This window comes from Streptomyces sp. NPDC002324 (genome assembly GCF_053593335.1).
Genome location: NZ_JBSFCF010000021.1, coordinates 125,038 through 149,401, shown reverse-complemented (window position 1 = coordinate 149,401; position 24,364 = coordinate 125,038). Strand labels below are relative to the sequence as shown.

Genomic DNA, 24,364 nt, shown 5'->3' with positions numbered 1-24,364 from the left:
CGCCGCAGAGCCATGTGACATAGTACTGACGTGACCGAGCGACTGACCTGCGACGTCGTGGTTGTCGGAGCGGGAATGGTGGGCGCGGCCTGCGCCCTGTACGCGGCCCGGGCGGGCCTGAGCGTCGTCGTGGTGGACCGTGGCCCGGTGGCGGGCGGCACGACCGGCGCCGGCGAGGGCAACATCCTCGTCTCCGACAAGGAGCCCGGCCCCGAGCTGGAACTCGCCCTGCTGTCCAGCAGGCTGTGGGCGGAGCTGGCCGCCGAGCCGGGCCTGGGGCCGGCGTTCGAGTACGAGGCGAAGGGCGGCCTCGTCGTCGCCTCCGCCCCGGAAGGTCTCACCGCGCTGGAGCGGTTCGCGGCCGGGCAACGCGCCGCCGGAGTGGAGGCGGTGACCGTCCCCGCCCACCGACTTCCCGATCTGGAACCGCACCTGGCGCCCGGTCTCGCGGGCGGCGTGCACTACCCGCAGGACGCCCAGGTCATGCCCACCCTGGCCGCCGCCCACCTCGTACGGGCCTCCGGCGCCCGGCTGTTCACCGGCCGGACCGTGACCGAGGTGCTGCGCTCGCCGGACGGTGCCGTGCGCGGCGTACGGACCGACCGAGGCGATCTCCACGCTCCGGCGGTCGTGAACGCCGCCGGGACCTGGGGCGGCGAACTGGCCGCGCTCGCCGGAGTCACCCTCCCCGTCCTCCCCCGGCGCGGCTTCGTCCTCGTCACCGAACCGCTGCCGCCGATGGTGCGGCACAAGGTGTACGCAGCCGACTACGTGGCCGACGTGGCCAGCGACTCGGCGGCACTGCAGACCTCCCCGGTGGTCGAGGGCACGGCCGCCGGGCCCGTGCTGATCGGCGCGAGCCGCGAACGGGTCGGCTTCGACCGGACGTTCTCGCTGCCCGTCGTCGCCGCGCTCGCGGCGGGCGCGACCCGGCTGTTCCCGTTCCTGGAAGGCGTGCGCGCGATGCGGTCCTACGCCGGCTTCCGGCCGTACATGCCGGACCATCTGCCCGCGATCGGGCCCGACCCCCGCGCCCCGGGCCTCTTCCACGCCTGCGGCCACGAGGGCGCCGGGATCGGGCTGGCCACCGGTACCGGGCGGCTCATCGCGCAGGTGCTCGGCGGCCGGCCGCCCGATCTGGACCTCACGCCGTTCCGCCCGGACCGGTTCGCGACGTACGAGGGGGAGGCGGCATGAACCCGCTGGAACTGGCGCGGGCCGCACCGGGGCCCGCCTTCACCGTCACGCTCGACGGCCGTGACATCGAAGCCCTGCCCGGCCAGAGCGTCGGCGCCGCGCTCTGGGCCGCCGGGGTCACGTCCTGGCGCACCACCCGGGGCGCGGGCCGGCCGCGGGGCATCTTCTGCGGCATCGGCGTGTGCTTCGACTGCCTGGTCACCATCAACGGCCGCCCCAACCAGCGGGCCTGCCTGGTCCCGGTCCGGCCGGGCGACGCCATCGCCACCCAGGAGGGGACGGGCCATGACCACTGAACCCGCGCGGCCCCACCTGGTGATCGTCGGCGCCGGCCCGGCGGGCCTCGCCGCTGCCCTGGCGGCGGCCGGAGGGGGCGTACGGGTCACGCTGATCGACGCCGCCGAGGCGCCCGGCGGCCAGTTCCACCGGCAGCCCGCGGCCGGACTCGGCGCGCGGCGGCCGCAGGCCCTGCACCACCGGTGGCGCACCTGGCGGCGGCTGCGCGACGGTTTCGAACGACAGGTCACCGCCGGACACGTCACCCACCTCCCCGACCACCACGTGTGGTGCGCGGAGCGGCACCCCGACGGCCCCCGGCGCTTCACCGTCCACGCCCTGCTCGGCCCCGCCCAGGAGCAGCCCGTCGAGGTGCGCGCGGACGCCGTCCTCCTCGCGACCGGCGGCTACGAGAAGGTGCTGCCCTTCCCCGGCTGGACCCTGCCCGGCGTGGTCTCGGCCGGCGGCGCGCAGGCCATGCTGAAGGGCTCCCTCATGGTGTCCGGCCGTACGGCGGTCGTCGCCGGGACCGGGCCGCTGCTGCTGCCGGTGGCGACCGGGCTCGCGGCGGCGGGTGTCACAGTTGCCGCGCTGGTGGAGTCGGCGGACCCGAAGGCGCTGGCACGGCGTACGGGAGCGCTGGTGGGCCGGGCGGACAAGCTCGCCGAAGGGGCCGGGTACGCGGTGGAACTGCTGCGCCGCCGGGTGCGGACCTTCGTGAGACACACGGTCGTCGAGGCGCACGGCGAGGACCGGCTGGAGGCCGTGACCGTCGCCGCGCTCGACGCCGAGGGGCGCGTCCGGCCGGGTACCGGGCGGCGCATCCCCTGCGACACCCTCGCCGTCGGACACGGCATGCTCCCGCACACGGACCTCGCCGAGACGCTCGGCTGCCGCGTGGAGCCCGCCGGTACGCGCGTATGGGCCGACGACGAGCAACGCACCGATGTGCCGGGCGTCTGGGCGGCGGGCGAGACCACCGGCATCGGTGGCGCGGCCCTCTCCCTCGCCGAGGGCCACATCGCCGGACGGTCGGCCGCCGCCCGCCTGCTGGGCCGGGTCCCGGACCCGGGTGAGTGGGCGCGGGCCACCAAGTCCCGTGCGGCGCTGCGGGAGTTCTTCGGTGTGCTCGACACCGTGTACGTGCCGCCGGCGCGCTGGACCGAGCAGGTCACCGACGACACGGTCGTGTGCCGGTGCGAGGAGGTCACCGCCGGGGCCGTCCGCGAGGCCGTCGGGGAGCTGGGCGCGGGGGACGTGCGGACGGTCAAGCTGCTGACCCGTGCCGGGATGGGCTGGTGCCAGGGCCGGATGTGCGGGCCGGCGGTCGCGGGGATCGCCGGATGCGCGGAGACGGTGACCCGGCGGCCGTTCGCCCGACCGGTGCCGCTGGGCGTGCTGGCACGGGCGGGGCGGCCCCCCGAGCCCGGGGAGGAGGACGGCACCCCCTGAACCCCGCCGTCGGCAACGACACTTGCGACGCCAGTAATATGTCACACCCCATTGAGAGGGAAACCGTATGACCACCACCGAGAACCGTCCCTGGCGCGGCGTCCTCGTCGCCACCGCGCTCCCCCTGCGCGACGATCTCTCCGTCGACCTCGACGCGTACGCCGAGCACTGCGCCTGGCTGGTCGAGAACGGCTGCGACGGCGTCGTACCGAACGGTTCGCTCGGCGAGTACCAGGTGCTGACGCCCGAGGAGCGGATCGAGGTCGTCGAGACGGCCGTCGCCGCGATCGGCGGCGCACGGGTGATGCCGGGGGTGGCCGCGTACGGCTCCGCCGAGTCGCGGCGCTGGGCCGAGCAGGCGCAGGACGCGGGCTGCGCGTCGGTGATGCTGCTGCCACCGAACGCGTACCGCGCCGACGAGCGGTCGGTGCTCGCGCACTACGCGGAGGTCGCGAAGGCGGGCCTGCCGGTCGTGGCGTACAACAACCCGATCGACACCAAGGTCGACCTCGTCCCCGAACTGCTCGCCAAGCTGCACGGCGAGGGGTACATCCGGGCCGTCAAGGAGTTCTCCGGCGATGTCCGCCGCGCGTACCAGCTCGCCGAACTCGCCCCGGAACTGGACCTGTTGATCGGCGCGGACGACGTGCTGCTGGAGCTGGCGCTCGCGGGCGCCAAGGGCTGGGTCGCCGGTTACCCGAACGCGCTGCCCGCCGCCACGGTCGAGCTGTACCGCGCGGCGGTGGACGGTGACCTCGCGACGGCCAAGCGGCTGTACGAGCAGTTGCACCCGCTGCTGCGCTGGGACTCGAAGGTCGAGTTCGTGCAGGCCATCAAGTTGTCGATGGACATCGTGGGCCGGCCCGGCGGACCCTGCCGTCCGCCCCGGGTGGAACTGCTGCCGGAGCAGGAGGCCGTGATCCGGGCGGCCACCGAGAAGGCCGTCGCGGCGGGTCTGGCGTAACGACAGCGGAAAGAAGGGCCCGGTCATGCGCAGCAAACTCGTCCTGCACGCCGTCGACTCGCACACCGAGGGCATGCCCACCCGGGTGATCACCGGTGGGATCGGCACGATCCCCGGCGCGACCATGAACGAACGACGGCTGTGGTTCCGTGAACACCGCGACGACGTCAAGCAGTTGCTGATGAACGAGCCGCGCGGCCACGCGGCGATGAGCGGCGCGATCCTGCAGCCGCCGTCCCGCCCCGACTGCGACTACGGCGTCGTCTACATCGAGGTCTCCGGCTATCTGCCCATGTGCGGCCACGGCACGATCGGGGTCGCGACCGTGCTCGTCGAGACCGGCATGGTCGAGGTCGTCGAGCCGGTCACCACCATCCGGCTGGACACCCCGGCGGGCCTCGTCGTCGCCGAGGTGGCGGTGGAGGACGGCGCGGCGAAGGCGGTCACGCTGCAGAACGTGCCGTCGTTCTCCGCCGGTCTCGACCGCGAGATCACCCTCGCCGACGGACGCACGGTGACCTACGACCTCGCGTACGGCGGCAACTTCTACGCCGTCCTGTCGCTGGAGCAGTTCGGCCTGCCCTTCGACCGCGACCGCAAGGACGACATCCTGCGGGCCGGGCTCGCCCTGATGGACGCCGTCAACGCCGAGGAGGAGCCCGTCCACCCGGAGGACCCGTCGATCCGCGGTCTCCACCACGTCCACCTGTACGCCCCCGGAGCCACCGCCCGGCACTCGCGGCACGCGATGGCCATCCACCCCGGCTGGTTCGACCGCTCCCCCTGCGGCACCGGCACCAGCGCCCGCATGGCACAGCTGCACGCGCGCGGCGAACTTCCCCTGCACACCGAGTTCGTGAACGAGTCCTTCATCGGCACCCGGTTCACGGGGCGGCTGCTCGGCGAGACCGAGGTGGCCGGTGTCCCGGCCGTGCTGCCCAGCTTCACCGGCCGTGCCTGGATCACGGGCACGGCCCAGTATCTGCTCGACCCTTCCGACCCGTTCCCGTCCGGATTCGTCCTCTAGGATTCCGGGACTTCAGGACTCCAGGAGAGACCGCATGCCTCCCATGGCCTCGCAGCGCACCGGCGCCCCGTCCGCCGCTGCCGCCGCCACTCCCCCGGCCCCGGCCCTGCCGGTGCTCGGCGGCAAGAAGAGCAGCTACCGCGAGCGGGTCGCCGACGCGCTGCGGGCCGCGCTGATCGCCGGTGAGCTGCGGCCGGGCGAGGTGTACTCCGCGCCCGCGCTCGCCGGCCGCTTCGGCGTGTCGGCGACGCCGGTGCGCGAGGCCATGCTGGATCTGGCCAAGGAGGGTCTGGTCGACACCGTCCCCAACAAGGGGTTCCGGGTCACCGCCGTCACGGAGAAACAGCTCGACGAGTACACCCACGTCCGCTCGCTCGTCGAGATCCCGACCACCGTCGGCCTGGCCCGGACCGCCGACCCGGTCTCCCTGGAGGCGCTGCGGCCCGCCGCCCGGGAGATCGTCGCCGCCGCGGGCGCCGGGGACCTCATCGCCTACGTCGAGGCCGACACCCGCTTCCACCTCGGCCTGCTCGCTCTCGCCGGCAACGCACACCTCGTCGAGGTGGTCGGTGACCTGCGCAAACGAGCCCGCCTCTACGGTCTGACCGCGCTCGCCGAGTCCGGCCGGCTGCTCTCCTCCGCACAGGAGCACCTGGAACTCCTGGACGCCCTTCTCGACCGCGACGAGGCCGCCGTGCACGCGGTGATGACCCGGCATCTCGGTCATGTACGCGGTTTGTGGGCCGCGCCCGACTGATCGTCCGCGCCGCGCATGCGAGGGGAGGGACGCGGGCATCAGTGACAGGTGTGATCGGAGCGACGCGCGCTCCGACTGACGTGGAAAGTATGATCGGCCAATGTCTGACATGACCGAAACCACGCCCGGCTGGCTGCCGTCCGACGAGCTCGAATCGGCGCGCGCCCGGATGCCGATCCTGTATGTCGAGGCCGTGCCCGTGCGCGTCGACGACAGCGGCGAAGTCACCAGCATCGGGCTGCTGCTGCGCATCGGCCCGGACGGGACGGTCAGCCGCAATCTGGTCTCCGGCCGCGTGATGCACCACGAGCGGGTGCGCGACGCGCTCCTGCGGCACCTGGAGAAGGACCTCGGACCGGTCGCGCTGCCGCGCGTCCCGTCCGCCCTGCAGCCCTTCACCGTCGCCGAGTACTTCCCGACGCAGGGCATCACCCCGTTCCACGACCCGCGTCAGCACGCGGTCTCGCTCGCCTACATCGTCCCGGTGTCCGGCGACTGCCGCCCTCGGCAGGACGCCCTGGACCTGGTGTGGTTCAGCCCCCGGGAAGCGGCGTCGGCCTCGGTGCAGAACGAGATGCCCGGCGGCCAGGGGGTGCTGCTGAAGCAGGCCCTGGCGCACGTGGGCTGTCTGTCCTAGCCGACGGCCGGGCCTCCGGAGCACCTGGGCTGTCGGTCCTGGCCGGCGGCAGGGGCCACCCGGGCTGCCGCCCTGGCCGGCTGCGCGCGTTCAGGGCCTGCGTCCGAGATACGCGTGGTGCGGGTCCCCGCTCAGCATCCGCGCGGCGGGGGCCGCCAGCTCGGCCGCCGCGTCGCGGGCGAGGGCGGCCCGGCCCGCTTCGCCGAGGGCGTCGGCGAGCCGGGCCCGGCCGAGCCAGTTGTAGGGGCTGTGGGGGCTCAGACCCGTGCGTTCGCCGAGCAGCAGCCGCGCCAGGTCGTCCCGGCGGGCGCGGAGGGCCGCCTCCAGCAGGGTCCGCTGGATCGCGTCCCGCTGGGCGTGACTGCCGCCGAAGGTGTGCAGCCGGCGGCGGACGGGCCAGAGCAGGTCCACCACCGCCGCGTAGTCCTCGCGGGCGTAGGCCACCAGCGCCTCGCACACGGGCAGACCGATGCGGCCGGTCATCACGCGGTTGGTGGGCGCGCGCCCGTCGTCGCGCGGCGCCCGCAGCCAGCGCACCCGGTCGGCGACGAACGCGTCCGCCGTATCCAGCCGTCCCGCTCCCACGAAGGCCATGACGGCGTGCACGTCGTTGAAGGCGTAGAACGGCGGGTCCTCACGCGCGGCCCACGCGTCGGCCAGCGCCCGCCAACGGGCCTCCTGGTCCGAGCCGTCCAGGAACATGCGCCACAACAGCGAGGCGGCGTCGAGGAGTTCCATGACGAACCCGGTCGAGTTCTCGTGGTGCAGCACGGCGTCGTAGATCCGCAGGGCCGTGGCCGTGTCGCCCGCCTCCAGCGCGTACAGGGCGTAGTGCCACCAACTGTGCACCGTCAGCAGACTGCCGCTCGCCCAGTCGTCGACACGGGCGTCGAGGAAGCCGATCCCCTCGGCGAACCGCCCCTGCATCTCGTGGACGTGGGCGACGGCGTGGATGGCCCAGATGTCATGGGCGTTGCGCTCGACGGCGGCCCGGCCCATCTCCTGGGCACGGCCGTAGTGGCCCGACTCCTCCAGGCCGAACGCGTACATGCCCATCAGCGGCCCGCGGTGGGGTTCGTGCTCGTCCCACGCGGGCAGGGCCCCGCCGATCCGGTCCCGCAGGCGGGTGGCGTCGCCGGTGAAGAAGTCGAGCTGATGGCCCACCGCCAGGGCGAGCGGATCACGTGGAAACACGACGACCAGATCCTCCAGGATCCGCGAGGCCGCCGACAGATCACCCCCGAGCCAGGCCTGTGCCGCCTCCATGTGCATCCGTTCCCGTACGGGCAGGGCGGAACGGTCCAGTCCGGCTTGGAAGTCCGCGAACCGGCCGGCGGCCCGGGCGGCGTCACCGGGCTCGGTCCCCAGTACCCCGAGGTAGGCGGCGAACGCCTGGGCCAGCGGCGAGGTCGGGCACGCGGCCACCGCGTCCGCGACGGCGTCCGGGAACTCCGGCCGGAAGAACAGCAGCCCCTCCACGGCCCGGTCCAGGTGCTCCGCCCCTTCGGCGGTGCACTCGTGCAGGCGGTTGCCGTACCGGTCGGTCACCATGGCAGTTCATCTCCGGCGCGTATCGGGTGTCGTCGGCGCGCGGTCGCCGCCCGTGACGGCACGGATCACCCCGCGACCCCCATCAAAGCGACCGGCGCGCCCCGCAGTCCACCGAGCACCCCCGACGCTCCCCGAATCACCACCGTGCGCCCGCCGTCGGTGCGGGGACTCACGTCGTACGCGGTGTCGAGCGCACGCGCGGTCCGGGCCGACGGTGTCCCGATCTCACAGGTCACGCCTCAGGGGGCGATCATGTGCGGCCCGGCCGAGAATGAGCCTGGGCACGCAGGCGCGACGGTGTGCGCCGAGGCGGCGAGGGGCTGGAGGTCGTCAGGCATGGAACGCGTGACGGTCAGCAACGGAGCACGCGACCGGGCCTTCCCGGCGCACCGGGGAAGCCGGACGCGGCGGCCGGCAGACGCCGGGACCGTGCGGTCATGACGGCCGACGAGGGGATGCCCGCGGTCGGCACGCTGCGCCCCACCGACGTCGCGCGCCACTCCCCCGCTCCCCAGGGGCATGTGGATCCCGCGAGGCCGCCTGAGCCGGATCCGGGCCCGCCGACGCCCGGCTCGTCGCAGGACGCCCTCGTCCTCCGGGACATCGTGGCGCGGCTGAGTGCCGTCTGGCCCACGGTCGACGAGGCCGTCGTCGAGGCCGCGGTCAGGTCGGCCTACGAGGCGTTCCGCGAGGCCCGGCTCCGGGCCTACGTTCCGATCCTGGCCGAACGCCGGGCCCGGAAGGCGCTCGGCACGGCCGTCGGCGGCCCGTCCGCCGGTCACGGACAGGGACACGCCGACGGCGAGCGGCGCTGATCAGTGAGGTCGGACGGTCTGCCGCGCGGCCCGGGCCGGTGCCGCGGCCACCCCCTGCCGACCGGTGCCCGGCCCGTCGGTCAGGTGGCACCGCCCGCTGCCCGGGAACGGGTGCGCCCTTCCCCGATCCGGCGAGGCCACCAGTACCGTGCACCCGAGGACGGCAGCCGGGGACGCGAGCTGCGGGACCGCCGAGAGGACAGCCCGTGACCGACCAGCACGACAGTCGTCCGGCGCTGTCCCGGCTCCGGGCCGTTCCCGGCATCCGTGCCCTGGCGTCGTACCGGCGCGAGTGGCTGGGCAAGGACCTGATCGCGGGCATCGTCCTGACCACACTGCTGGTGCCGCAGGGCATGGCGTACGCGGAACTGGCGGGTCTGCCGGCCATCACCGGCCTGTACACGACGATTCTCTGCCTGCTCGGCTACGCCGTGTGCGGGCCCTCGCGCATCCTGGTGCTGGGCCCTGACTCGTCGCTGGGGCCGATGATCGCCGCGACCGTGCTGCCCCTGGTGGCGGCGGACGGGGATCCGGACCGGGCGGTCGCCCTCGCCTCGGTGCTCTCGCTCATGGTGGCGGCGATCATGATCCTGGCCTCGGTGGCGAAGCTCGGCTTCATCGCCGACCTGATCTCCAAGCCGACGATGATCGGCTACATGAACGGCCTGGCCCTCACCATCCTGATCGGCCAACTGCCCAAACTGCTCGGCTTCGAGGTCGAGGCGGACCACCTGATCGGGGAGTTCGTCGGCCTCGTGGAGAAACTCGCCGACGGGGCGGTGGTGCCCGCCGCCGCCGCGGTCGGCGTCTGCGGGATCCTGCTGATCCTGGTGGTGCAGCGATGGCTGCCGAAGGTGCCCGCCGTGCTGGTGATGGTGGTCCTGGCGATCGCCGCGACCGCCGTCCTCGACCTGGGCGAGCACGGCGTCGACCTGGTCGGAGAACTGCCCGAGGGCTTCCCGCCCTTCACGATCCCCGACATCCGGCTCGCCGACCTCACGCCGCTGTTCGCCGGCGCGCTGGGCATCGCCCTGGTGTCCCTGGCCGACACGATCTCCAACGCGTCGGCCTTCGCGGCCCGCGGTGGGCAGGAGGTGCGCGGCAACCAGGAGATGGCCGGGGTCGGGGTGGCGAATCTGGCGGCCGGACTCTTCCAGGGCTTCCCCGTCAGCACCAGCGGATCCCGTACGGCGGTGGCGGAGCGGGCCGGTGCCAGGAGCCAGCTCACCGGCGTCGTGGGGGCGGCGCTCATCGTCCTGATGCTGGTGCTGGCCCCGGGCATGTTCCGCGACCTGCCCCAGCCGGCCCTCGCCGCCGTCGTCATCACGGCCTCGCTCTCCCTGGCCGACCTGCCGGGGACGGTACGGCTGTGGCGGCAGCGCAGGACGGAGTTCCTGCTGTCGGTGGCCGCCTTCCTGGGCGTGGCGCTGCTGGGCGTCCTGGAGGGGATCGCCATCGCCGTGGCGCTGTCCGTCCTCAACGTCTTCCGGCGCGCCTGGTGGCCGTACAACACCGTGCTGGGACGGGTGAGGGATCTGGAGGGGTACCACGACATCCGCTCGTACCCGCATGCCGAACAGCTGCCGGGCCTGGTGATCCACCGGTTCGACGCCCCGCTCTTCTTCGCCAACGCCAGGGCCTTCCGCGACGAGATCCGGCGGCTGGCGCGTACGGAGCCGAGGCCGCGCTGGATCGTGATCGCGGCGGAGCCGATGACCGACGTGGACACCACCGCCGCGGACGTCCTGGAGGAGCTGGACAGGGAACTCAACGCCGAGGATGTCCACCTCGTGTTCGCCGAACTCAAGGACCCCGTGCGTCACAAGATCGAACGCTACAAGCTCACCCGCACCATCGACCCGCGCCATTTCTTCCCCACCGTGGAGGCCGCCGTCCACGCCTTCCGGCAGCGCTCGGGGGCGGACTGGACGCCTCGCGGCACACCGGAACAGCCCGCCGGGCCGGGTTCCGACAGCAGGGAGCGGAAATGATCGAGGGGCCATTTCAGATCTTCTCTGAAATGGCCCCTGAACCGCGACTTCGTAAAGTCGGGACGACAGGATTTGAACCTGCGACCCCTTGACCCCCAGTCAAGTGCGCTACCAAGCTGCGCCACGTCCCGTTGCCCGTCTGACCTGGGGTTTCCCCTGGTTGAACGTGCACGGAAACAATACCGCACTCGGACCGGTGGTCGCGCACCCGTTTTGTCGCGGCGCGAGGGGCCGTGGTCCGCTCGGGACGGTGACAGGCCGGTCCGGGCGTGCCCGAAGGCCGGCCGGCGCCACCGGGTCCCGGGCCGTGTCAGTCGGCCGCCGGGAGGCCCAACTCCGGGTGCGCGTCGAGCAGTCCGGTCGGGGCAGCCTGGCGCCAGGAGTCGGCGAGGATGTCGCGCAGCTCCGGCTCGTCCTCCAGGGCGGAGAGCCGCACCCTCACCCATGCGAAGCCCGCCTCGTGGTCGGCGATCCAGAACTTGCCGGGCTCGGCGAGGACCAGTTCGTCGCGCTCCTCCTTCGGGCAGCGCACGGCCATGGAGGTCTCGTCCTCCGGCAGCGTCGCGAACATCTTTCCCGCCACCCGGAAGGTCGGCATGTTCCAGGCGACCTTCTCCGTGGTGTCGGGCAGGGCGAGGGCGGCACGTCGTACGTCTTCGGCATCCGGCATGGGACGCACCGTAGCGGGCGCCACCGACAATCACCCGGTGGGAGCCGGGGCCAAGGCCGTCATGGGGCTGCCGTTGCGGGCGCGACGTCGGCGCCCACCCGCTTGTAGTAGACGGATGTCGGCCGCAGTGTCCCGTGCGGGTCCGCCGCGTAGTCGGGGATCTGTCCGATCCGGGTCCAGCCGGCGCCGTCGTAGAGACGCTCGGCGGGGCTGCCGGTCTCGGTGTCCAGGTGGAGCAGGGTGACGCCCGCCTCGGCGGCGGCCCGCTCGGCGGTCGCGAGGAGCGCGCGACCGAGGCCGCGGCCACGACCGTCCCGGTGGACCATCAGCTTGACGAGTTCGGCGCGGTGGCGGCTGTTGGGCCGGTCCGGGAAGAGGAGGCCGACCGTGCCGAGCACCCGGTCGCCGTCGCGGGCCACCCACACGGCCTGCCCGCCGCCCCGCACGGCCTCGACGCGCTCTCTCCACCAGGCCACCGCCGCCGCCCTGTCCAGCGGCGCGAGGAAGCCGACCGAGGCACCGCCCCGCACGGTGTCGACCAGCAGATCCGCCAACCCTTCGACCAACGACGGTGGTTGTCGTCCGGTGAGCCGGGAGATCACCGCCCCGGACGCGGACTCGGACGGCGCCTCGGGATCGGCCGCGGTCTCGTTCACGGCTTCACCACCATCAGGGCGTACCGCGCGTCCTCGGGCCCCGGGCACCGGAACCGCGTCGGCCCCCACACCCGCATCCGCAGACAGTCCCCGGCGGCCAGCCGGTGCTCGGCGTCCCGGTCGGTGACGTGGAGGGTGCCGTCAAGGACCCAGATGTGCTGTTCGAGGCCGGGTACCGGCGGGCCGTCGTAGGAGAGGTCCGCGCCCGCCGTGAGCCGCCCCTCGACCAGTTCGCCGCGCAGGCCGGGCACCGGCGGTGACACGGAGCGCCTGAGGAATCCGGAGGATCCGTCCTCCCACAGCGCCTGCTCCGCCGCGCGCACGACCGAGGCCGGCTCCGCCTCGACCTCGCTGAGGAGCTGGGACATCGTCCGGCCGTACGCCCGGCAGAGGCGGTTGAGCAGGGCGGCCGTGGGGCTGGTCTCCGCACGTTCGGCCCGGGAGAGGGTCGACCGGCTCACTCCACTGCGGTCCGCCAACTCCCCCAGGGACCAACCGTGTTCGGCCCGCAGCTCGGCCAGGCGCACGGCCAGCCGGAGATCGACGGGGTCCGGGTCGACCACTTCCTCGATGCTTCCCATATTCGGGATGCTATCCCTTATGCGGGACGCCATTCCAGCGGGCGTCTGATCCCGCCGCCTCCCCCAGCGCCTCCAGCACCGGCCGGATCAGCGGGTGGCCCTCCGCGCCGCGGCGGACGGCGGCGAAGACGCGGCGCGTGGGGGCCACCCCGACCACGGGGCGGACGACCACGCCCGTGAGGTCCGTGCCGCGCAGCGCCGAGCGGGGGACGAGGGCGACGCCCGCGTCGGCGGAGGCCAGGGCGACGACGGCTCGGAAATCGTCGGAGGAGTGTTCGAGACGGGGTTGGAAGCCGGCGTTCTCGCAGGCCAGGACCACCACGTCATGGCAGGGATTGCCGGGGTAGGGGCCGATCCAGGGGTCCTTCGCCAGTTCGGCGAGCGGCACCTCGGCCGTGTCGGCGAGGCGGTGGCCGAGGGGCACGACCGCGTCGAAGGGCTCGGCGTACAGCGGGACGTGGGTGAGGCGGGGGTCGTCGGCGGCCGGGGCGCCCCGGTACTCGACGGCCACGGCGATGTCGACCTGCCGGTCCAGGACCATCGGCAGGCTCGCGTCGCCCTCGGCGTCCTGGACGCGCAGGCGGATGCCGGGCGCCGACACCGCGAGGCGGGCCAGCGCGGGTGCGACGACCTGGGCGATCCCGGTGGCGAAGGCGGCGACCGTGACGGTGCCGGCTGCGCCCGAGCTGTACGCGGCCAGTTCCGCCGCCGCCTGCTCCAGCTGGGCGAGGACCGCGTGGGTGTGGCCGAGCAGGATCTCGCCGGCCGGGGTGAGCCGTACGCCCTTCGCGCCGCGCTCGACCAGGCGGTGGCCCGTCTCCTGTTCCAGGGCGGTCAACTGCTGGGAGACGGCGGACGGGGTGAGGTAGAGCGCGGCGGCAGCCGCCGTCACCGTGCGGTGGTCGGCCACCGCACGCAGGATGTGGAGCCGCCGCGCTTCGATCATGAGACCGATTCTCTCAAATGCGCGCTTTCCCCCTGAACCGGTCCGCCCGGGCCACCGGCCCGGGCTCCGGCTCAGGCCTCCAGCTCGGCCCGCGCCGCCACGAACGCGTCGACCACGCGGTGGACGTCCGCCGTCGAGTGCGCGGCGGAGAGCTGGACGCGAATACGGGCCTGGCCCTGCGGAACGACCGGGTAGGAGAAGCCGATCACGTAGACGCCGCGCTCCAGGAGCAGCTCGGCCAGGCGGCCCGCCTTCGAGGCGTCGCCGATCATGACGGGGGCGATGGGGTGGTCGCCGGGCAGGATGTCGAAGCCCTCCTCGGTCATCCGGCTCCGGAACAGCGCGGTGTTCTCGGCGAGGCGGACGCGCAGGTCGTCCGCCGACTCCAGGAGGTCGAGGACCTTCAGGGAGGCCGCCGCGATCACCGGGGCGAGCGTGTTCGAGAACAGGTACGGGCGGGAGCGCTGGCGCAGCAGGGCGACGATCTCGGCGCGGGCGGCGACGTAACCGCCGGAGGCGCCGCCGAGGGCCTTGCCGAGCGTGCCGGTGATGATGTCGACGCGGTCCATGACGCCGTGCAGCTCGGGGGTGCCGCGGCCGCCGGGGCCGGTGAAGCCGACGGCGTGCGAGTCGTCGACCATGACCATGGCGTCGTGACGGTCGGCGAGGTCACAGATCTCACGGAGCGGGGCCACATAGCCGTCCATGGAGAACACGCCGTCGGTGACGATCAGCTTCCGGCGGGCGCCGCCCTCGGCGGCCTCCTTCAACTGACGTTCCAGGTCGGCGAGATCACGGTTGGCGTACCGGAAGCGGCGGGCCTTGGAGAGCCGGATGCCGTCGATGATCGAGGCGTGGTTGAGGGCGTCGGAGATCACCGCGTCCTCGGGGCCGAGCAGGGTCTCGAAGACACCGCCGTTGGCGTCGAAGCACGAGGAGTACAGGATGGTGTCCTCCTGGCCGAGGAACGCCGACAGCCGCGCCTCCAGCTCCTTGTGCACCTCCTGCGTGCCGCAGATGAAGCGGACGGAGGCCATGCCGTAGCCCCAGCGGTCGAGGGCTTCGTGGGCGGCGGCGATCACCTCGGGATGGTCGGCCAGACCGAGGTAGTTGTTGGCGCAGAAGTTGAGGACCTCGCCGGGCCGGCCGCCTGCGGTGACGGCGACGGTGGCGGACTGCGGGGTGCCGATGACCCGTTCGGGCTTGTGCAGGCCGGCGGCGCGGATCTCGTCGAGGGTGGTGCGGAGGTCGTCACGGACCGAGTCGAACATCAGGGGGCTCCTAGGGTGCGGCGAAGAGCGAGTGAGCCGAAGGGGTGCGCCTGTGTCGAGAGGGCATGGGGCCCCTCTCGCTCGAACGAAGCGGAGAGTGGGGGAGCGCGCAGGCCCGACGGAGGAGGGTCGAGCACGATCGGCCTCTCGACACAGGCTTTGGCGCCCTGGAGGCGAACCGAGCCGGAATTCAAACGGTCCAGTCGAGGATGACCTTGCCACCCCGGCCGCTCGCCGCGTCGGCGAAGGCCGCCTCGAAGTCGCGGTGGCCGTAGCGGCCGGTGATCACGGGAGCGAGGTCGAGTCCGCCCTCCAGGAGGACCGACATCGCGTACCAGGTCTCGAACATCTCGCGGCCGTAGATGCCCTTGATCGTGATCATCGAGGTGACGATCCGGGCCCAGTCGACCGCGAACTCCTCGGCGGCCAGGCCCAGCACGGCGATCCTGCCGCCGTGCGTCATGTTGGCGATCATGTCCCGCATGGCCTCGGGGCGTCCGGACATCTCCAGACCGATGTCGAAGCCCTCGCGCAGCCCCAACTCCCGCTGCCCGTCGGCGATCCGGGCCTCGGACACGTTCAGGGCCAGGCTGACGCCCATCTTGCGGGCCAGTTCCAGGCGTTCCTCGCTGACGTCGGTGATCACGACGTTGCGGGCGCCCGCGTGCCGGGCCACCGCCGCCGCCATCAGGCCGATCGGCCCGGCGCCGGTGATCAGGACGTCCTCGCCGACCAGCGGGAAGGACAGGGCGGTGTGCACGGCGTTGCCGAACGGGTCGAAGACGGCCGCGACGTCCAGGTCGACGGGGACGCGGTGCACCCAGACGTTGGCCGCGGGCAGCGCGACGTACTCGGCGAAGGCGCCGTCGCGGCCCACCCCGAGACCGACGGTCGCGCGGCACAGATGACGGCGGCCGGCGAGACAGTTGCGGCACTTTCCGCACACCAGGTGCCCCTCGCCGCTGACCCGGTCACCGGCCTGGATGTCGGTGACGTCACGGCCGGTGTCCACGACCTCGCCGACGAACTCGTGGCCTGCGACGAGCGGTGTGCGGATGGTCTGCCGGGCCCAGCCGTCCCAGGCCCGGATGTGCAGGTCGGTGCCGCAGATCCCGGTCCGCAGGACCTTGATCAGTACGTCGCCGGGGCCGATCTCGGGCTCCGGGACGTCGACGAGCCACAGACCGGGCTCCGCCTTCTCCTTGACCAGCGCCTTCACGCTACGGCTCCTGTGGGTGCGCCCCCGGCGCCGGGCATGGCGAACAGGCCCGTACCGGGGAGAGGGGTGGGATCGCCGATCAATCTGCCGTACCTCGGCACCCCGGGTCCATCGAGGATTTCTTAACCTCCGCCGCAGCTTTCCTTCACACCCGGCCGGGCCGCGTCATCCGCCATGAAGTGCCGCCCGTTTCCCCGGTCACGGGAACGCCTCCCGTCCCTCGATCCGGGCGGCCAGTTCCGCGGCCATCGACTTGATGGTCTCCAGGCCCGCCCTGCCCCACGGCCGCGGCCGGACGTCCAGGACGCACACCGTGCCGAGGGCGATGCCCGTGCGGTCGAGCAGCGGGGCGCCGAGATAGGAGCGGATGCCGTGGTCGTCGACGACGGGGTTCCCGGCGAACCTCGGGTATTCCGCCACGTCGTCGAGGACGAGGCCCTTGCGCCGGACCACCACATAGGGGCAGAAGCCGTGGTCACGGGCGAGACGCCGGTCCACCCCGAGCACCGTGGTGTCCGCCGTTGGCCGCGCCGACACATGCAGACCGGCGAAGAACTGCCGGTGCTCGTCGATGAAGTTGACCATCGCGTACGGCACCGAGGCGACCTCGGCGAGCCGGTCCGCGAAGGCGTCGAAGGCCGGTTCGGCGTATTCGCCCAGTCCCAGCAGGTGCAGCCGCCGCACGCGCTCGGGGGCGTCCCGGTCCTCCGGGGTGAGCAGCAGCCGGCCGACCGGACGCGGCGGGTCGTACGTCACGTGTGGGCTCCGTGGCTCGGGAGCTGAGTCGGGGTGTGGGCGAGGAGGTAGCGGACGAGGGTGAGCAGGGTCTGGATGCCCGAGCTGGAGATCCGGGCGTCGCAGCAGACGACGGGGATATCCGGGTCGAGGTCGAGGGCGGCGCGCACCTCGTCGGCGTCGTAGCGGTAGGAGCCGTCGAACTCGTTGATGGCGACGATGAAGCCGAGGCCGCGCTGCTCGAAGAAGTCGACGGCGGCGAAGCAGTCCTCCAGGCGGCGGGTGTCGGCGAGGATGACCGCGCCGAGGGCACCCTCGGAGAGTTCGTCCCACATGAACCAGAACCGCTGCTGCCCGGGGGTGCCGAACAGATAGAGCACATGGCGCGGATCGAGGGTGATGCGGCCGAAGTCCATCGCGACGGTCGTCTCGACCTTGTTCTCGATGCCGTCGAGATTGTCGGTGGCGGCGCTCACTGTGGTGAGCAGTTCCTCCGTGCTCAGCGGCGCGATCTCGCTCACCGCGCCGACGAAGGTCGTCTTGCCGACCCCGAACCCGCCCGCCACCAGGATTTTGAGTGCGGTGGGAAAGGGGTCAGAGCTGTCGTCGTAGTCCATCGAGCACTGCCTCCAGAAGAGACCGGTCTGTCGGGTTGTGGTGGAAAACCGGGGGCTTGGTGGTGAGGGCCCCGCAGTCGACGAGGTCGGACAGCAGCACCTTGGTGACCGCCGCCGGCAGCTTGAGGTGAGCGGCGACCTCGGCGACCGAGACGGGTGCCCGGCACAGGTCGAGTGCCTGTGCGTGCTCGGGGCCGAGATAGCCGAGGGGGGTCGCCCCGGTGGCCATCACCTGTGAGAGGAGATCGAGCGCGGTGGTCGGCCGGGTCCGGCCGTTGATGACGGTGAAGGGACGTACCAGACGCCCGGCGGCGTCGTCGTACAGAGGTCCGTCGCCGGCCGCGGGCACGTTCAAGGCCTCATCGCGGAGGGTCGGACGGTTTGGCGGGGCTGGGTGACCAGGTACGGGCGGACGCTCTTGACGAGCATCGCCATCTCGTAGCCGAGGACGGCGGCGTCGGCCTCGCGTCCGGCGAGCACGGCGAGACAGGTGCCGGAGCCCGCGGTGGAGACGAACAGCAGGGTCGAGTCGAGTTCGACGACGACCTGGCGGACGTCACCGCCGTCGCCGAAGCGGACGCCCGCGCTGCGTCCGAGGGAGTACAGGCCGGAGGCCAGGGCCGCCATGTGGTCGGCGCTGTCCGGATCGAGGCCGTGGACCGACTTCACGAGCCCGTCGCAGGAGAGCAGGACCGCGCTCCTGGTGTGCGGCACGCGCTGGACGAGGCCGCTCATCAGCCAGTCGAGATCGGATACATGGCCGGTCGGCGCATCGCTCGCCATGGTGGATCGACTCCTTGGGGTGCGTTGGTCTGCGGGAGCGGAGGGGGTGGAGACCGTGGTGGGGGTGGGGAGGGGGGTGGGGGTGGGGAGGGGGGTGGTCATCCGGCCGGTGCGCTCCCGTCCTGCCGGGACGTGCGGTCGTGTGCCGCGTCGAGGGCCGACGGCGGTACGGCTATGGGGGCGGTGCCCCTGGGGTGTCCGCCCAGGGGCTGGGCGGCGTCCTTGTGGGGGGCTTCCCTGTGGACGGGCTCGGCGGGCCGTGCGTCCGCGCGGCGCGTGCCCCCGTGGGCCGACGGGGCCGGGCGGCCCGTGGGCAGGTCGATGTTCAGGTGTGTGGAGTGCGGGTGCCCGGTGTTCAGGTGTCCGGAGCCCAGCTGTCCCGTGTCGATGCGGGAGGCGGCGTCGGGGGCGGGGGGCGTGAGGTCCATGGCGGTCGGGGCCGGCGTGGACGTGTCCAGCGTGGAGGTGTCCAGCGTGGAGGTGTCCAGCGTGGAGGTGTCCAGCGTGGACGTGTCCAGCGTGGACGTGTCCCAGTCGGAGCTCTCCATCTGACGGGCCTCGGCGAGCCCGATGCCGCGCTGGAAGGCGGCCATCAGCCCGGGGTCGTGGCCGATGTAGTGGTCGGGGTCCCGCGAGGGCGTGGGCGCGGGGCCGCCGCGGAGCTGCGGCACGATGTGCTCCTGGGCGCGGCGGCGGGGCAGTTGGGGCTTGCCCATCGTGCCGCGTACGGCGCCGCCGACCCGGGGAGTGGGGGGTGTCCCGGCGTTCTCGGTGACGGTCCGCCGGTCGTCGGGGCGAACGCCGGGCACGGCCTCGGCCGGGTTGGGCCGCTCCTCCCGGGCGCCGCGTCGCACGGGCAGCGGGACCGGGCCGCCGCTGCCTCTGCCGGGCCCCTGCTGGTCCCCGGCTCGTCCCGGGCCCTGTTGCCGGGGCACGGAGGCACGCGCCGGGCTCGGGGTGGAGCGGTGGCCGGGCTCGGGGCGCGCGGGGGCCGGACGGCCGGGCTGCGCGGGTGCGGGGCGGTCGGTGGCGGGGCGGCCGGACCGGTCGGCCGCCGGACAGTCGGCGGGACCGGATCCGGACGCCCGCTGGGGTGGGGCGGCCTGTGTGTGGCGGGGCTTGTCGGGGTGGCGTACGCCGGTGCTCTGTCCGGCGTGGGGCTGGGTCCGGATCCCGGTCTGGGTCCCGGTCTGGGTCCCGGTCCGGGGCTGGGTCAGCGGCAGGTCGCCGGGCTCGCTGCCGAGGAGGCCCTGGGGGACGACGAAGGCGGCCTGGACCCCGCCGTAGATGTTGCTCTGCAGGCGGACCTGGATGCCGTGGCGGCGGGCCAGCTGGGAGACCACGAAGAGGCCGATGCGGCCGTCCTGGAGGAGACTGGCGACGTTGACCTGGTCGGGGTCGGCGAGCAGGGCGTTCATCTTGTTCTGCTCGGTGACGGGCATGCCGAGACCGCGGTCCTCGACCTCGACGGCCAGTCCGGAGGTGACGAGGTTGGCGCGGAGCAGGACCTGGGTGTGGGGGGCGGAGAACACCGTGGCGTTCTCGACGAGTTCGGCGAGGAGGTGGATGACGTCGGCCACCGCGTGTCCGCGCAGGGTGCCGTCGACCGGGGGCACCAGCTTGACCCGGGAGTACTGCTCGACCTCGGCGATGGCCGAGCGCAGCACCTCGGTCATGGAGACGGGGTTGCTCCACTGACGGCGGGAGACGGCGCCGCCGAGGACGGCGAGGTTCTCGGCGTGGCGGCGGATGCGGGTGGCCAGGTGGTCGACGTGGAAGAGGCCCTTGAGGAGGTCCGGGTCCTCGATCTCGTTCTCCAGGTCGTCCAGGATGGAGATCTCTCGCTGGACCAGGGACTGCAGCCGGCGTGCCAGGTTCACGAAGACTTCGAGCTTCTGTTCGTTGCCCGCGTGGCTGGAGAGCTGGGAGGCCTGGACGACGGCGGTGACGGCGCTGTCGTGGGCCCGGGCCAGGTCGGCGGTGAGCAGTTCGAAGTCGTCGGCGCCCGCGGCGGGCTTGGCGTGCGGCCCGCGCGCGGGCGGCTGGTCGCCGCGCCGGAGCGCGTCGACGAGGGCGCGCAGATCGTCCTCGCTCCTGGTGCTGACCTGTCGCAGGGCACCGAGGCGTTCGCGGACGGATCCGGCGGTGCGCCCGGCGGCCACGGCGCCGATCGCGATGCCGGCGAGCGCCACCGCGGCGGCTCCGGCGAGGACCGCCCACAGGGTGAGGCTGGGGCGGGCGCCGCCGGCGCGGAAGGTGAAGAGGACGGCGGCACAGGCGCTGAGGGCGACCGCGGTGGGGGGCAGGACCGCGAGGCGCATCAGCTGTGGCCGTATGTGGATCTCGGGCAGCGAGGCGACGGCGCGGGTGGCCGATCGCCCGTGCCGTCCGCCCTCACGGCGGTCTGCGCGGGCGGCCGGTGCGCGAAGGTGAGACATCAGCGTCCTCGTACTGGTCCGTCTGGAGCGTGGGGGGATTGCCGCGTCTGGGCGACTTGGGCATGCGCCATCGCGTGTCGGTCGGGAGAGTCGAAGAATTCGGCCCAGCGTCGTCCGACGGCAACTCACAGTAGTCGCCAACGCGTCATGTGCGGTGCGCAGTTGACAAATAGCTTCGCAATGCGTCCCGCTCTGGTATGAGGCCTCGTGCGACAGTCCGATTATTCTTCGGACGCTTGTTCCTCTCACTTTCCTTTTGCATCCGAATTCTGATCAGAGCTGTTCAGAACAGGTCACTGAAAGACGTCGAGGGCCGGGGAGCGCATTGCTCCCCGGCCCTCGACGTCCATCGAAAAATCACCCTGTCGGGAGAATTCCCGATCGGTTTCTCAGCTTTCCGCCACCAGGTCCAGCCGCTCCCCCACGGGCGGCCAGGCGGCCCAGCCGCCGACCGGCTGCTGGGACACGGCACGCCACCACGGGTTCACCGGCGGCGTGCTCCGCGGCTCGAACGGCTGCCCGGGGTGCGGCGCGGCCATGGTGACCCCCGCGTCGTGCGTGGCCCACATCATGCGCTCGCCCGGCTCGGCCCAGGCGTGCATCGCCAGGTTGAACGTCGCCCAGTGGATCGGCATCATCACGCCGCCGGGCTGACCGCCCTGGAGGTCGAGATGGGTCTGCAGCCCCTCTTCGGGAGTCATGTGGATGTCCGGCCAGAACTCCGAATAGGCGCCGACCTGGATCATGGTGATGTCGAACGGACCGTGCTCGGCGCCGATGTCCCTGAAGCCGCCGAAGTATCCGGTGTCGCCGCTGTGGTAGATCCGGTGCTCGTCACCGGCGACGACCCAGGAGGCCCACAGCGTGTGCTGGGTGTTGCGCAGACCCCGGCCGCAGAAGTGACGGGCGGGGGTGGCGGTCAGGGTGAGACCGCCGACCTTGGTCGCCTCCTGCCAGTCCAGCTCGCGGATCCGGTCGGCGGAGACGCCCCAGTGCTCCAGATGGGCACCGACGCCGAGCGGGACGGCGAACACCGTGTCCGTACCGGCCAGTTCCTTGATCGAGGGCATGTCCAGGTGGTCGTAGTGGTCGTGCGAGATGACGACGACGTCGACCGGGCCGAGCGCGGCCAGCGGCACCGGCACGGGGTGCAGCCGTCTGGGCCCGGCGAAGGCGAACGGGGAGCAGCGCTCACCCCAGACGGGGTCGAAGAGCACCCGGTGCCCGTCGATCTCGGCGAGCACACTGGAATGGCCCATCCAAGTGATCCGCAGCCCGCTCGCCGGGGGCTTGGCCAGGTCGGCGAGGGTCGTGGAGTGGACGGGGATCAGCCCCGCCGGGGCCCGCCGCACCCGCTCGTCCTTGCGGAACCAGCTTTTCGCCATCTCCGCCGCGGCACCGCCGGACGGACGGACCTGGGCGCCCTCGGGATTCACGAAGACCCCGTTCGCGAAGTGCGGGGATCTGCGGATCCGCTCCATTCGGGCACCGCTCGGGTCCGCGCCGAAAGCCGCGGGCCGCGCTGCGCGCAGCCCCGAGCTGAGAGAACGGGATCCGGAACCGGACACGGCACCTCCTGGTGAATTCGCTCAGGCATCCCATTATGGGCCGCCCCTGTGACAGCGCCGGGCCCGACCCGACCCCGTGCGATGCAATACTGACCAACTATTCAGTTGCTCTCTTTGTTCCCGCCGCCCTCGTTCGTCGCCCCCCGTTCGCCGCCTCCCGAGGCCCTCCCGAGGAGCCGCATGACCACGCCCCCCTTCGTGTCCCTGACCTGGACCGACCACGTCACGGGCCGGCGGGGCTTCCTCGTCGTGGACCGTCTGGTACGCGGGGTCTCCAGCGGCGGTCTGCGAATGCGGCCGGGCTGCACGCTCGACGAGGTCGCCGGCCTCGCCCGCGGCATGACCATGAAGGAGGCGCTGCACTACGCCCCCGAGAGCCGCTACGTCCCGCTCGGCGGCGCCAAGGGCGGCATCGACTTCGATCCCCGGGACCCGGAGTCGTACGGCGTCCTCGTGCGCTACCTGCGGGCGATGCGCCCGTACATCGAGCACTTCTGGACCACGGGTGAGGATCTCGGTCTCACCCAGGACCTGATGGACCGCGCGGCGGCGGAGGCGGGCCTGGTGTCGACGATCCAGGCGGTGTACCCCCTCCTCGACGACGAGGACGCGGCCCGGCGGCGCCTCGCGGACGCCTTCGCGGTCCAGGTCGACGGCATCGGCCTCGACGAGCTGGTCGGCGGCTGCGGCGTCGCCGAGTCCGTGCTCACGGCCCTGGACCGGGCCGCCGCGCCGTACGCCGGGACACGGGTCGCCGTCCAGGGTCTCGGCACCATGGGCGGCGCCACCGCGCGCTTCCTCGCCCGCGCCGGGCTCACGATCGTCGCCGTGGCCGACATCAAGGGCACCATCACGAATCCGGCGGGCCTGGACGTCGAGGCGCTGCTCGCCGCCCGCGACACGCACGGCACGGTCGACCGCGCCGCACTCCGCCCGACCGACCACGAGGCACCGGGCGAGGCCTGGCTCGCCGCGGAGGCCGACGTACTGGTCCCCGCGGCCGTCTCCTACGCGATCGACACCACCAACGAGCACCGTGTCACCGCCCGCCTGATCGTCGAGGCGGCCAACATGCCCGTCCTGCCGGAGGCCGAGGAACTGCTCGCGGGCCGGGGAGTCACCGTCCTGCCCGACGTCGTGGTCAACTCCGGGACGAACGCCTGGTGGTGGTGGACCCTCTTCGGTGACATCGGCCCCACCGCCGACGAGGCGTTCACCCACACCCGCCGCTCCATGCGCGCCCTCGTCGACCTGATGCTGACCCGGGCCGAGTCCGACGGCACCACCCCACGCGCCGCCGCCCACGCCATCGCCGCCGACCGGGTCCCGGTCATCACGGAGCGATTCGGCCGGCACCGCTGAGCGACCCCTCGGCGGCAGCCCGCGGGCCTGGGTAGGGTTGCCGCGTGGGCAGGGTGCGGTTGAGTGTGGCCGAGCGGCGTGCGGAGCTGCTCCGGGCCGCCATCGAGCAGATCGAGGAGCGGGGCGTCGCGGCGGTACGGATCGCCGACGTGGCCGCCGTCCTCGGGGTGAGCAACGCCTTGGTGCTCTACCACTTCTCGACCAAGGAACGACTGGTGGCCGAGGCCTTCCGGCACGCCGCCGAGGGCGACCTCGCCCACCTCCGCAAGCTGCTGGGCCGCCGCACCACGGCACTGCGCCGGCTCCGCGCGGCCGTCCGCTGGTACGCCCCCACCGGCCAGGCCAAGGGCTGGCGCCTGTGGATCGAGGGCTGGGCGGCCGCCCTGCGCGAACCGGCCCTGCGCGAGGTCACCCGCGACCTGGACCGACAGTGGAAGGCCGCCCTGGCCGAGGTCATCGAAGCGGGCGTGGCGGCCGACGAGTTCAGCTGCCCGGACCCTGCGGCGACGGCCCTGCGCCTGACCGCCCTCCTGGACGGCCTGGCCGTCCAGCTGACGGCCTACGGCGGGACACTCTCCCGCACCCGAGCCCAGGAATGGGCCGACGAGGCCCTGGCCCACGAACTGGGTCTGACCCGGGAAACCCTGACAGCGGCGACCCGCTGACGACACCGCCCCCGGGCAGCCGTCGCACCCACCGCCGAACGGCAACACAGCACCGCCAGGCCCGCCCCCTCAGGGGCGCGGGGAACTGCGCGAGCAACCACGACGGGCGCAATCAGGCCCACCGACCCGCACCCCCGCGACACCCAGGCCCCCGCCACCCCCCGAAGCCCTGGTCCCGCATCAAAT

General features: G+C 72.9%; 24 protein-coding genes and 1 tRNA gene. 11 read left to right on the top strand and 14 right to left on the bottom strand.

The genetic code is table 11. The features are described from left to right. Window positions 1-30 precede the first annotated feature (30 nt). From ACWCRJ_RS26065 to ACWCRJ_RS26035, 7 genes are all read left to right on the top strand, one after another. Window positions 31-1,197, top strand: a complete 1,167-nt coding sequence (locus tag ACWCRJ_RS26065; RefSeq protein ID WP_450941556.1) for an NAD(P)/FAD-dependent oxidoreductase — start codon at window positions 31-33, stop codon at window positions 1,195-1,197. Then, window positions 1,194-1,493 (top strand): (2Fe-2S)-binding protein, encoded by a 300-nt coding sequence (locus ACWCRJ_RS26060; RefSeq protein WP_450941555.1) that lies wholly within the window; start codon window positions 1,194-1,196, stop codon window positions 1,491-1,493. The genes ACWCRJ_RS26065 and ACWCRJ_RS26060 overlap by 4 nt, the downstream gene beginning before the upstream one ends. Further along, window positions 1,483-2,925, top strand: a complete 1,443-nt coding sequence (locus ACWCRJ_RS26055) for an FAD-dependent oxidoreductase (RefSeq protein WP_450941554.1) — start codon at window positions 1,483-1,485, stop codon at window positions 2,923-2,925. Before ACWCRJ_RS26060 ends, ACWCRJ_RS26055 begins: the two co-directional genes overlap by 11 nt. Before the next feature lie 67 nt (window positions 2,926-2,992). Further along, window positions 2,993-3,889, top strand: a complete 897-nt coding sequence (locus ACWCRJ_RS26050; RefSeq protein ID WP_450941553.1) for a dihydrodipicolinate synthase family protein — start codon at window positions 2,993-2,995, stop codon at window positions 3,887-3,889. A gap of 25 nt (window positions 3,890-3,914) precedes the next feature. Continuing rightward, window positions 3,915-4,916, top strand: coding sequence for a proline racemase family protein (locus ACWCRJ_RS26045; protein WP_450941552.1), 1,002 nt, complete (start codon window positions 3,915-3,917; stop codon window positions 4,914-4,916). A 43-nt stretch (window positions 4,917-4,959) separates the two neighbouring features. Then, window positions 4,960-5,673 carry a GntR family transcriptional regulator gene (locus ACWCRJ_RS26040; protein ID WP_450941572.1) on the top strand — a complete coding sequence of 238 codons (714 nt, stop codon included), beginning with the start codon at window positions 4,960-4,962 and terminating at the stop codon, window positions 5,671-5,673. Window positions 5,674-5,773: 100 nt separating this feature from the next. Further along, window positions 5,774-6,310 carry an NUDIX hydrolase family protein gene (locus ACWCRJ_RS26035; RefSeq protein ID WP_450941551.1) on the top strand — a complete coding sequence of 179 codons (537 nt, stop codon included), beginning with the start codon at window positions 5,774-5,776 and terminating at the stop codon, window positions 6,308-6,310. A 90-nt stretch (window positions 6,311-6,400) separates the two neighbouring features. On the opposite strand, the gene ACWCRJ_RS26030 is transcribed toward ACWCRJ_RS26035, so the two are convergent. Continuing rightward, window positions 6,401-7,861: a tetratricopeptide repeat protein gene (locus ACWCRJ_RS26030; RefSeq protein ID WP_450941550.1), complete on the bottom strand. Its 1,461-nt coding sequence runs from the start codon at window positions 7,859-7,861 to the stop codon at window positions 6,401-6,403. 437 nt (window positions 7,862-8,298) lie between these two features. Between ACWCRJ_RS26030 and ACWCRJ_RS26025 the strand changes: the two genes are divergently transcribed. Both ACWCRJ_RS26025 and ACWCRJ_RS26020 read left to right on the top strand, forming a co-directional pair. After that, the gene (locus tag ACWCRJ_RS26025) at window positions 8,299-8,676 is read left to right on the top strand and encodes a three-helix bundle dimerization domain-containing protein (protein WP_450941549.1); all 378 of its coding nucleotides are present in this window, start codon (window positions 8,299-8,301) and stop codon (window positions 8,674-8,676) included. A 206-nt stretch (window positions 8,677-8,882) separates the two neighbouring features. Then, window positions 8,883-10,667 (top strand): SulP family inorganic anion transporter, encoded by a 1,785-nt coding sequence (locus tag ACWCRJ_RS26020; protein ID WP_450941548.1) that lies wholly within the window; start codon window positions 8,883-8,885, stop codon window positions 10,665-10,667. A gap of 57 nt (window positions 10,668-10,724) precedes the next feature. Here the strand turns inward: ACWCRJ_RS26020 and ACWCRJ_RS26015 are convergent. The 13 genes from ACWCRJ_RS26015 to ACWCRJ_RS25955 all read right to left on the bottom strand — a co-directional run bounded on the left by ACWCRJ_RS26015 (window position 10,725) and on the right by ACWCRJ_RS25955 (window position 22,151). Continuing rightward, window positions 10,725-10,798 (bottom strand) — tRNA-Pro (locus ACWCRJ_RS26015). Window positions 10,799-10,977: 179 nt separating this feature from the next. Beyond that, the gene (locus ACWCRJ_RS26010; RefSeq protein ID WP_046916323.1) at window positions 10,978-11,337 is read right to left on the bottom strand and encodes an MmcQ/YjbR family DNA-binding protein; all 360 of its coding nucleotides are present in this window, start codon (window positions 11,335-11,337) and stop codon (window positions 10,978-10,980) included. Window positions 11,338-11,396: 59 nt separating this feature from the next. Continuing rightward, a complete protein-coding gene (locus ACWCRJ_RS26005; RefSeq protein WP_450941547.1) occupies window positions 11,397-11,993 on the bottom strand; it encodes a GNAT family N-acetyltransferase in 597 nt (198 codons plus the stop codon). Continuing rightward, window positions 11,990-12,574 carry a helix-turn-helix domain-containing protein gene (locus ACWCRJ_RS26000; protein ID WP_450941546.1) on the bottom strand — a complete coding sequence of 195 codons (585 nt, stop codon included), beginning with the start codon at window positions 12,572-12,574 and terminating at the stop codon, window positions 11,990-11,992. Before ACWCRJ_RS26000 ends, ACWCRJ_RS26005 begins: the two co-directional genes overlap by 4 nt. A 10-nt stretch (window positions 12,575-12,584) precedes the next feature. Continuing rightward, window positions 12,585-13,520, bottom strand: coding sequence for a LysR family transcriptional regulator (locus ACWCRJ_RS25995; RefSeq protein ID WP_450941545.1), 936 nt, complete (start codon window positions 13,518-13,520; stop codon window positions 12,585-12,587). A gap of 71 nt (window positions 13,521-13,591) precedes the next feature. Beyond that, window positions 13,592-14,791, bottom strand: coding sequence for a glycine C-acetyltransferase (locus ACWCRJ_RS25990; RefSeq protein WP_450941544.1), 1,200 nt, complete (start codon window positions 14,789-14,791; stop codon window positions 13,592-13,594). A 190-nt stretch (window positions 14,792-14,981) separates the two neighbouring features. Beyond that, on the bottom strand, window positions 14,982-16,010 hold the full coding sequence (gene tdh / locus ACWCRJ_RS25985) for an L-threonine 3-dehydrogenase (protein WP_450941543.1): 1,029 nt from the start codon (window positions 16,008-16,010) through the stop codon (window positions 14,982-14,984). Window positions 16,011-16,208: 198 nt separating this feature from the next. Continuing rightward, window positions 16,209-16,766, bottom strand: coding sequence for a GAF domain-containing protein (locus ACWCRJ_RS25980; protein ID WP_450941542.1), 558 nt, complete (start codon window positions 16,764-16,766; stop codon window positions 16,209-16,211). Continuing rightward, window positions 16,763-17,362 carry a GTP-binding protein gene (locus tag ACWCRJ_RS25975; protein WP_450941541.1) on the bottom strand — a complete coding sequence of 200 codons (600 nt, stop codon included), beginning with the start codon at window positions 17,360-17,362 and terminating at the stop codon, window positions 16,763-16,765. Before ACWCRJ_RS25975 ends, ACWCRJ_RS25980 begins: the two co-directional genes overlap by 4 nt. Next, a complete protein-coding gene (locus ACWCRJ_RS25970) occupies window positions 17,340-17,711 on the bottom strand; it encodes a DUF742 domain-containing protein (protein WP_450941571.1) in 372 nt (123 codons plus the stop codon). The genes ACWCRJ_RS25975 and ACWCRJ_RS25970 overlap by 23 nt, the downstream gene beginning before the upstream one ends. Window positions 17,712-17,713: 2 nt before the next feature. Beyond that, window positions 17,714-18,145, bottom strand: a complete 432-nt coding sequence (locus ACWCRJ_RS25965) for a roadblock/LC7 domain-containing protein (protein WP_450941540.1) — start codon at window positions 18,143-18,145, stop codon at window positions 17,714-17,716. Window positions 18,146-18,243: 98 nt separating this feature from the next. Continuing rightward, the gene (locus ACWCRJ_RS25960; RefSeq protein WP_450941539.1) at window positions 18,244-20,583 is read right to left on the bottom strand and encodes an ATP-binding protein; all 2,340 of its coding nucleotides are present in this window, start codon (window positions 20,581-20,583) and stop codon (window positions 18,244-18,246) included. A gap of 389 nt (window positions 20,584-20,972) precedes the next feature. Beyond that, entirely contained in the window at window positions 20,973-22,151 is a 1,179-nt protein-coding gene (locus ACWCRJ_RS25955; protein ID WP_450941538.1) for an MBL fold metallo-hydrolase, read from the bottom strand. Between the two features lie 180 nt (window positions 22,152-22,331). On the opposite strand from ACWCRJ_RS25955, the gene ACWCRJ_RS25950 reads away from it, so the two are divergent. Together ACWCRJ_RS25950 and ACWCRJ_RS25945 are read left to right on the top strand one after the other, a co-directional pair. Continuing rightward, window positions 22,332-23,513: a Glu/Leu/Phe/Val dehydrogenase dimerization domain-containing protein gene (locus ACWCRJ_RS25950; protein ID WP_450941537.1), complete on the top strand. Its 1,182-nt coding sequence runs from the start codon at window positions 22,332-22,334 to the stop codon at window positions 23,511-23,513. Window positions 23,514-23,557: 44 nt separating this feature from the next. Then, complete coding sequence (locus tag ACWCRJ_RS25945; RefSeq protein ID WP_179859969.1) at window positions 23,558-24,178, top strand: TetR/AcrR family transcriptional regulator; 621 nt, start codon at window positions 23,558-23,560, stop codon at window positions 24,176-24,178. The last annotated feature ends 186 nt before the right edge of the window (window positions 24,179-24,364 follow it).